Genomic DNA, 1,272 nt, shown 5'->3' with positions numbered 1-1,272 from the left:
CATAACCCCAATCGTTAAGACGACGGTGTTATAGATATAGGTTGGCATCACCGTCGACATCAAATGTGTAAACAGGTTATCCGTTTCACCAATTGCGGTGTAGAAGATCGCTAAGATCGGCAAAACCAGTAACAGAGTTATCGCTCCACTACTGGTTTTCCATAGAGAATGTCTATCTTTCATTGCCTAATTACTGCAAGGCTTTATGAAATACAAATGCTGGTGCAAATACATCTCATATCCTTTAATCAAATGGGGGTATAGTTATACCCCCACAAGGAATTAAAGGTCAAATTTCACTTCATCTAGTAGCTTAATCGCTGCTTCATGGTGAGAAGCGATATCATCTAGAGAAAGCGTGTCTGCTTTAAAGTCGCCCCAAGATTCCACAAGTTCAGAACGCTTAACGCCTTCTTTTACTGGGTACTCGTAGTTCACTTCTGCGTACATCTTCTGAGCGGTTTCGCCAGTCAAGAATTCCATTAGCTTAAGCGCGTTATCTCGGTTTGGAGCGTATTTCGCCATCGCCATACCAGAGATGTTCACGTGCGTGCCTGTTGTTTCTTGATTCGGGAAGTTAATGTAAACCGCATCAGCCCAAGCTTTTTGCTCTTTGTCGTTAACCATTTTACCTAGGTAGTAGCTGTTACCCAAAGAAACATCACATAGACCTTCTTTGATCGCTTTTACTTGTGCACGGTCGTTACCTTGAGGTTTACGAGCAAGGTTCGCTTTCACGCCTTCCAACCATTCTTTCGTTTCTGCTTCGCCGTAGTGAGCGATCATCGAAGAAACAAGAGATACGTTGTATGGGTGCTTGCCGCTGCGAGTACAAATCTTACCTTTGTATTCTGGTTTGGCTAGATCAGCATAGTTAAAGTCCGCACCTAGTTTGCCAACACGGTCGCGAGAAGAGTAAACACTGCGAGTACGTAGCGTAAGTGCAAACCACTCATTCTCTTTGTCTTGGTACTGAGCTGGTACATTTTCTTCAATGATCTTGCTATCAACTTTCTGAACTAGACCTTTGTTTGTCAGTTCTGCTAGACGGCTGATATCAGTAGTCAGGACAACGTCCGCTGGGCTGTATTCGCCTTCCTGAGCTAGTTTCTCTGCTAGACCTTCCTTCGCAAATTTAACGTTTACTTTGATGCCAGTTTCTTTAGTGAACTCGTTGAACATTGGTTCAACTAGAAAAGGTTGACGGTAAGAGTAGACGTTCACTTCTTCAGCAGCCATTGCTGTTGGAGCTAGAGTAGCGCAAGTTAGTGC

1 protein-coding gene and 1 pseudogene are annotated in these 1,272 nt (G+C 43.8%); both read right to left on the bottom strand.

Features of this window, described 5'->3' with window-relative positions; all coding sequences use genetic code 11:
* A pseudogene (locus R7E00_RS23890) lies at positions 1 to 183 on the bottom strand (iron ABC transporter permease); the annotation flags it as partial.
* A gap of 99 nt (positions 184 to 282) precedes the next feature.
* A partial coding sequence (locus tag R7E00_RS23885) for a Fe(3+) ABC transporter substrate-binding protein (protein ID WP_318075310.1) occupies positions 283 to 1,272 on the bottom strand: 990 nt, incomplete at its 5' end.

The sequence above is a fragment of the Vibrio sp. Vb1755 genome, assembly GCF_033338635.1.
GTDB classification, from domain to species: domain Bacteria; phylum Pseudomonadota; class Gammaproteobacteria; order Enterobacterales; family Vibrionaceae; genus Vibrio; species Vibrio alginolyticus.
This window is presented reverse-complemented; position numbering and strand designations above follow the sequence as displayed.